Raw genomic sequence first — 7,363 nt, forward strand, 5'->3', positions numbered from 1 at the left:
GCGGGGACGTGGAGCTGGCGGCGCGGGACCGGGGCGGCGCGGTGCTGGCGACGACGGCGGACGCGCCGCACCTGGTGGCCACGGTGCTGGTGGCCAGGGGGGACTTCGCCGCGCGTTACCCGGACGCGGTGCGGCGGGTGCTGCGGGGGCTCCTGGACACGGGGCAGAGCGTGTTGAAGGACCCGACGGCGGGGGCCCGGATGCTGGGCGAGGTGGCGCCGTACCTGGGCGACCCCATTGAAGCCATCCGGAGCGCGCCGCCGGCCACGCTGGCGGACAATCGGGCCTTCTTCGGGCTTTCCGGCGAGGCGCCCGTCACCTATGACGAGCTCTTCCAGAGCGCCGCGGCGCTCTTCCAGAAGTTGAAGCAAGGGCCTCCGGTGCCTCCCGCGGAGGACACGAAGGATTTGGGGGCCTTGAAGTACGTGTCGGAGGCGCGCGGCCCCTGACGCTGGAGGACGGACGTGGCGAAGTCGCCGAACTACATCAAGGCCGCCTTCATGATGCCCGCCAACCTGGTGGGGCTGGGCACGGCGGCTGCCTCGGCGGCCATGACGGGCGAGCCGCTGCCCATGCTGGTGGCGCTGGGCCTGGAAGGCCTCTACCTGGGCGTCATGTCGTCCATGAAGCGCTTCCAGCGGGCGGTGCGGGCGAACACGCTCGACGACCCGGAGGCGGCGCGCAAGGCGCTGGACGCGCTCCAGGCGGACCTGGCGCCCTCTCAGCGCGAGCACTACCAGCAGCTCGTCGGGCTGAAGGAGAAGATCCTCGCCAACTACCGGAAGCTGCCGGGCGGCAAGGTGCTGGAGGCGGACAGCGAGCCCCGGCTGGACGCGCTGCTGACGTCCTTCCTGCGGCTCATCTCCACGCTGAACCAGTACCGCACGTACCTGAACAGCTCCGACCGCGAGCACCTGCAGCGCGAGGTGGCGGAGCTGGAGGCGGACCTGGCGCGGGAGACGAACCCGCGGCTGAAGGACGTGAAGCAGAACCGCGTGGACATCCTCCGCAAGCGGCTGGCGCGCTTCGAGCAGGCCGGTGAGAGCCGCGAGGTGGTGAGCCACCAGTTGGCGGGCATCGAAGATTTGATGCGGCTGACGCACGAGCAGTCCGTGGCCATCCGCGACCCGGAGGTCGTCAACCGCCAGCTCACCATGCTGAGCGCGGAGGCGGAGGCCACCGAGGAGTCCGTGCGGCAGATGGAGCAGTTCCTCGAGTTCTCCGAGGAGACGCGAGGCCCGCTGCCCCACGGCGGCCGGGTGCGTTGAAGCTCCACGGCCGGCGGCCGTCTCCTGGCCGTCGCCTGCCCATCATCCGGGCTCCCGGACTGGCGCTGGGGCCCCCACGAATCGGTTGACTCTCCGCCCCAGGCAGCCTGAGGTGCCCGCATGCTCCGCCGAGTCTGGCTCCCGTCCCTCCTCCTCGTGCTCGCCGTCGCGGGCTGCTCCCGTTGTGGCAAGGACGCGGACCCCGCCGCCCCGGCCGCGACGGCGGGTGTGGCCCGCTACCTGCCCCGTGACGCGCAGGCCGCCGTGGTCATCAATGACCTGGGGGCGCTGGGGGAGAAGCTCGCCCGCTTCCAGAAGCTGAAGGCCGCCTCGTTCGCCGCGCAGCTCCAGAACTTCTCCACCGCGGAGGGCTACGTCTCCGCGGTGATGCGCCAGATTGGCGTGGACCTGCGCAGCCGGCAGGCGCTCGAGACGGCCGGCATCGCGCCGGAGCTCGGCGCGGGCGCGGCGTTCCTCGGCGGCAACCGCGCCATCTCCGTGGTGGGGGTCAAGGACGCCGGCAAGCTCGAGGAGACGTTCGGCAACTTCGCGCGCAGCCGCCTGGGCGCGTCCGACAAGAAGCAGGCCTCCGTGGACGGCGGGGACCTGGTCACCTTCAGCCGTCCGGGCAGCGCCTCGCCCGCGCTGGGCATCTTCTTCGTGAAGGGGACGCGCTTCGCGCTGCTCGGCGCGGGGCCCACCGCCGCCACGCTGGGGACGCTGGCCACGCAACCGGAGGAGCGCTCGCTCGCGAAGGAGCCGGTGATGGCGGCGTCGCTGCAACGGCTCCCGGCGCAGCGCGACTTCCACGTCTGGCTCCCGGGCGGCGCCGGACTCGTGCCGCCGGGCACCGTCCAGGGCGTCACGCTCACGGGCCGCATCGACGACCGCGCGGTGACGCTGAACGCGGACGCGCCGTGGCCGGACACCGAGGCGTCCCTGGCGGCGCTGGACGCCGTGGCGCCTGCGGCGAGTGAGCTGCTGGCCCCGCTGCCCGCCGACAGCTTCCTGGTGGCCCGGTTCCGCGGGGACGCGTCGCACCTCGACGGGGTGTGGCCCTATCTGGCCGGCGGCTACCTCACCCGCGCGGTGCAGAACAGCGGCCTCAACGTGAAGACGGAGCTGCTCGACAACCTCAAGCCGGGCACGGTGCTGGGCCTGTCGCTGTCGCCCACGGTGAACCTGGGCGCGGGCATGCCGGCGTTGGACTTGCGCCGCACCAACCCCTTCCGCTTCGTCCACCTGGTGGCGCTCGCGGACGCCGAGGACGCTCCGAAGATGCAGGCCACGCTGGAGCAGCTGCCGCGCATCGCGGAGAACTTCGGCGCGAAGGTGGAGGCGTCGGAGCTGAGCGGCCAGCGCGTGTACCTCACGACCTATCGCGCGGGCGAAGGCGCGCACTTCGCGCTCGCGCCTGGCGGGCGGCTGGTGGTGGCCTCGCCCAGGGCGCGGCTGGAGTCCACGCTGGCCTCGCTCGCGAAGCCCTCGAGTGACGGGCCGGTGGCCGCGGACCTGAAGGACGCGGGCCAGGACGCGGCCTTCAGCGCCGTGCTGGACTTGCGGCGTCTGTCGGACGCGGTGAAGAACCTGCCGTCGGAGGCCTGGGGCATTGGCGGCTTCGCCATCAAGGCCACCACCGTGCGCTGGCTGGAGGCCGTGGATGACCTGCGCGCCGTGACGCTGGCCGTGTCCCGCAAGGACAAGGCGCTCCAGGCGGAGCTGTCCCTGCGCCTGGCGCCCGCCGCTCCTTCCAGCCCGTCGGCCGCGCCGTGATTCAAGCCCGGGACGTCGTGAAGACGTACGTGGATGGCGACGGCACCCAGGTGCGCGTGCTCGACGGCGTGTCGCTGGACGTGGCGGAGGGCGAGTTCGTCGCGGTGGTGGGCTCGTCCGGCAGCGGGAAGTCCACGCTGCTGCACCTGCTGGGCGGGCTGGACGTCGACTACCGCGGCGACCTCCGCGTGGGCGGCGTGACGCTGCGCGGCCTGGGCGACAAGGCCCTGGCGCGCTTCCGCAACACGCACGTGGGCTTCGTCTTCCAGTCCTTCCACCTCATCCCCAACCTCTCTGCGGTGGAGAACGTGCTGTTGCCGTCGCACTTCGGCGCGGCGCCCCCGGATGCCCGCGCGCGCGCGGAGGCGCTGCTGGAGCGCGTGGGCCTGGGCACGAAGAAGGACCGCGCGCCGGTGCGCCTGTCCGGCGGCGAGCGGCAGCGCGTGGCCATTGCCCGCGCCCTGTTCGGCAAGCCCCGCCTGCTGCTGTGTGACGAGCCCACGGGCAACCTGGACGCGGCCACCGGCACGGGCGTCATCGCCTTGTTCCAGGAGCTGCACCGTGAAGGGCTCACCGTGTTGTGCGTCACCCATGAGGAGCGGATGAGCGCGGTGGCCGGACGCGTGCTGCGGCTCAAGGACGGGCAGCTCGTGGAGGAGCGCGCGGGACTCCAGGTGGCCACGGGAGGTTCGACATGAGGCTGGACGCGCTGGCCCGGCTGGTCCGGCTGAGCCTCGCCCGCGAGCGCAAGGGGGCCTTCTTCTCCTCCTTCGGCGTGGCCATGGGCGTGGGCGCGCTGGTGTTCTTCGTGGGCCTGGGGCTGGGCGTGGGCGCCGTCATCCGGGAGAAAATCTTCCCCACGGACGCGCGGCTGGTGGACGTGGTGCCCCCGGCGGTGTCGCTGGGCTCGCTCCTGGGCGGTGGCACGCTGGACGCGCCCACGGTGGAGCGCCTGCGCGCGCTGCCCGGCGTGGAGGCCGCCTACCGGAAGATGAACGTGCGCGTGCCCGCGGTGACGCGCTACGACGGCGTCTTCTTCGGCACCCGGCTGCGCATGGGCATGGAGGTGCTGGCCCTGGGCGTGGAGCCGGCGCTGGTGCGGGGCGACGTGCAGCTGGGCGAGTTCCAGGACGCGGGGGAGGGGCAGCCGATTCCGGCGCTCGTGTCCACGCGGCTGTTGGAGCTGTACAACAAGACGTTCGCCCCGGCGCGCAAGCTGCCGCAGCTCTCCGCCAACATGCTGGTGGGCTTCGGCTTCCCGGTGGAGTTCAACCGCTCCTACGTGGCCGCGGCGTCCGCGTCGGGGCCCTCGCGGCCCGGGCAGGCGCAGGTGGTGGGGGCGTCCGACCGGGCGCTGCTGGCTGGCATCACCATTCCGCTGGACGCGGCCGTCCGCCTCAACCGCGCGTTCGGCGTGGACGCGGAGAACTACTCCGGCGTCACGTTGGTCGCCACGGACCCGTCGCAGGTGCCCGTCATCGTGGCCGCGGTGAAGGGCATGGGGCTGGAAATCGATGACCAGGAGCGCCGGATGGCGGAGAACTCGGGCGCGGCGGTGGCGCTCACCACGTCCGCGCTGGCGCTGCTGTCCCTGCTCATCTGCCTCCTCGCGGCGGTGAACATCGCCCACGCGCTGTCCGCCTCCGTCCGGGCGCGCGCCAGGGAGATTGGCGTCATGCAGGCGGTGGGGGCCTCACGCGCGGACATCCGCGCCATCGTCCTGGCCGAGGCCGCCGTGGTGGGGCTCGCGGGCGGCGCCGCGGGAACCACCGCCGCGCTGCTGCTGTCCCTGGGCGTCAACCGCCTGGCGGCGGGCTACCTGCCCGACTTCCCCTTCAAGCCCGACAGTTTCTTCTCCTTCCCCTGGCCCGTGGTGGTCGGCGGTGTCGTCCTGGGGCTCGTCGCCGCGCTCGCGGGCGCGTACTTCCCCAGCCGCCGCGCCGCCGCCACCGACCCCGCACGCACGCTCGCCGGATGACACTTCCTTCTCGCAAGACGCTGCTCGGCAACGCGCTGAGCTTGATGGCCATCGCCTGGATTTACGGTGGCGACCTCTCCGACGCCGTGCGCGCCCGCACCGCGGACGTGTCCGCCTTCATGACGGTGCCCTCCCTGGAGCGGCCCGCAGTGGTGCTGGCGGTGGCCGCGGTGGCCGCGCTCGTGTTCGTCGTGGGCCTGCTCCAGCGCAAGGACGAGGGCTTCAAGGGCTACCGGCTGCTGCCCATCGTCCTGGTGGGTGCGCTCTTCGTGGACCTCGTGCTGTCGGAGAGCCGCACGCCGCTGACGTCCACGGACGTCGCGTCCATGGCGCTCCAGCGCTTCCACCAATCCGTGCAGGAGCGCACCTCCGCGCTGGAGGTACCGGATGACCCGCGCCTCCTCCAGTCCCTGCTGGAGGAGCTGGGCCGGCCGCCGTACCTCGTGCGCGGCGAGCCACTTCCGGGGTACTCCCTCCAGGTCCGAAAGGACTGCGAGGGCCCCGTGCAGGACGCACCCGGTGTGCGTCCGGGGACGCTGCTCTACTGCGTGGCGCCAGCGCGGCAGGGCGCCTGGGTGACGATGGTGGGCCTCCCCGCCGAGGCGCGCTTCGGCTCGCCAGCCATCGTGTCCGTCGCGGGCGAGGCGCGCTTCCTGCTGGTTCGCCCCATTCCGCCCGATGAGGCGGAGCCAGGAACCGCATTCCGCGACAGCCTTGCCGCCCCACCGTCACCCGCCGGTGACACGGACGCGGGTTCTCCTCGGGCCGGACCCTGATCCGCCGCCTGCCTGCCTGGTCAGTTTGGGCGGGGCTTTCACGAGGTTGACCCTTTGGAGCCCCGGTCGATAGGCTCGCCGAGAACGGACCCTCCCCCACGTGACGACCACTCAACCGAAGCGGCAGCCCATCCCGTTTGGGAAATATCTCCTTCTGGACCGCATCAACATTGGCGGCATGGCGGAGGTGTGGCGCGGGAAGCAGTTCGGCGCGAGCGGCTTCGAGCGGCTCGTCGCCATCAAGCGCATCCTCCCCAACATCGCGGAGGACGACGAGTTCATCTCGATGTTCATCGACGAGGCGAAGATCAGCGTCCAGCTGACCCACGCCAACGTCGCGTCCATCTACGAGCTGGGCAACATCGTCGGCAGCTACTTCATCTCGATGGAGTACATCCCCGGCAAGGACATGCGGGCCATCTTCGACCGGTGCCGGAAGAAGGGTGAGCCCGCTCCGGTGCCGCTGGTGGCCTACTGCGTGTCCAAGATGTGCGAAGGCCTGGACTACGCCCACCGGAAGAAGGACGGGATGGGGCGGGAAATGAACATCGTCCACCGCGACATCTCGCCGCAGAACATCCTCATCTCCTATGAGGGTGAGGTCAAAGTCATCGACTTCGGCATCGCGAAGGCGGCTGGCAAGGCGACCAAGACGCAGGCCGGCATCCTCAAGGGCAAGTTCGGCTACATGAGCCCGGAGCAGATTCGCGGCCTGCCGTTGGACCGGCGCTCGGACGTGTTCGCCATTGGCGTGTGCCTCTACGAGATGCTCACCGGTGAGCGCCTCTTCGTGGGCGACAGCGACTTCAGCGTGCTGGAGAAGGTGCGCAAGGCGGAGGTGCCGTCGCCCACCACGTACAACCGGCGCATCCCGGAGGTGCTGGAGCGAATCGTCCTCAAGGCGTTGGCCAAGGACGTGGACGAGCGCTACCAGTACGCCAGTGAGCTGGGGGATGACCTGCAGCGCTTCCTCATCACCAGCGACACCATCTTCAGCCGCAAGGACCTGGCGCAGTACATGAAATCCACGTTCGCGGAGGACGTGGAGCGCGAGAAGCAGCGCCTGCTGGACTACGCGGACATCAAGCCGCCCGAAGGCATGCAGGCCGCGCTGGAGGCCGCGTCCTTCAACAGCCCCATCATGCCCGCCGCGCCGGCGCCAGCGCCCGTGCCGGTGGTGCAGCCGGTGGCGCCGCAGCCCCGGATGACGGGCTCCATGCCGGCGGTGTCGCCCGGGGGCGTGCGCCGCTCCCCCACGCTGGCCGCGCTGCCGAAGCTGACGGCCGCCACCGCCGCGCCCGCGGCCGACGATGACGGCGGTGGGGCGACGCAGCTCGTCTCCAGCGACCACGAGTTCGCGGACGCGCCAGAGCCCACGACGCAGCCGGGGGCCGCCGTCGGGCGCGCCATCACCCCGCTGGAGGTGCCTTCGTCGCCGGGCGACGACGACGAGCCCGTCAGCGGCAGGACGGCGGTCATTCCGCCGCCCGCGCCCCTGTCTCCCCCCGTGGGCCCGCCGCGGCTGTCGCACGCGAGCATCCCGGTGGTGCGGCCGTCCATGTCCGTGC

7 protein-coding genes are annotated in these 7,363 nt (G+C 71.8%); all 7 read left to right on the plus strand.

The window, feature by feature from the left end; all coding sequences use genetic code 11:
* Positions 1-449 (plus strand): substrate-binding domain-containing protein (locus G4D87_RS30165; protein ID WP_504112736.1); only part of this gene is annotated, 449 nt, incomplete at its 5' end.
* A 15-nt stretch (positions 450-464) separates the two neighbouring features.
* Positions 465-1,268 carry a hypothetical protein gene (locus tag G4D87_RS30170; RefSeq protein WP_163786156.1) on the plus strand — a complete coding sequence of 268 codons (804 nt, stop codon included), beginning with the start codon at positions 465-467 and terminating at the stop codon, positions 1,266-1,268.
* Positions 1,269-1,388: 120 nt separating this feature from the next.
* Positions 1,389-3,041, plus strand: coding sequence for a hypothetical protein (locus tag G4D87_RS30175; protein WP_163786157.1), 1,653 nt, complete (start codon positions 1,389-1,391; stop codon positions 3,039-3,041).
* The gene (locus G4D87_RS30180; protein ID WP_163786158.1) at positions 3,038-3,739 is read left to right on the plus strand and encodes an ABC transporter ATP-binding protein; all 702 of its coding nucleotides are present in this window, start codon (positions 3,038-3,040) and stop codon (positions 3,737-3,739) included. Before G4D87_RS30175 ends, G4D87_RS30180 begins: the two co-directional genes overlap by 4 nt.
* Positions 3,736-5,019 carry an FtsX-like permease family protein gene (locus G4D87_RS30185; protein WP_163786159.1) on the plus strand — a complete coding sequence of 428 codons (1,284 nt, stop codon included), beginning with the start codon at positions 3,736-3,738 and terminating at the stop codon, positions 5,017-5,019. The genes G4D87_RS30180 and G4D87_RS30185 overlap by 4 nt, the downstream gene beginning before the upstream one ends.
* Entirely contained in the window at positions 5,016-5,795 is a 780-nt protein-coding gene (locus G4D87_RS30190; protein ID WP_163786160.1) for a hypothetical protein, read from the plus strand. Before G4D87_RS30185 ends, G4D87_RS30190 begins: the two co-directional genes overlap by 4 nt.
* Before the next feature lie 100 nt (positions 5,796-5,895).
* Positions 5,896-7,363 (plus strand): serine/threonine protein kinase (locus G4D87_RS30195; RefSeq protein WP_163786161.1); only part of this gene is annotated, 1,468 nt, incomplete at its 3' end.

Origin of the sequence: Myxococcus vastator (genome assembly GCF_010894475.1) — a bacterium.
GTDB lineage: Bacteria > Myxococcota > Myxococcia > Myxococcales > Myxococcaceae > Myxococcus > Myxococcus vastator.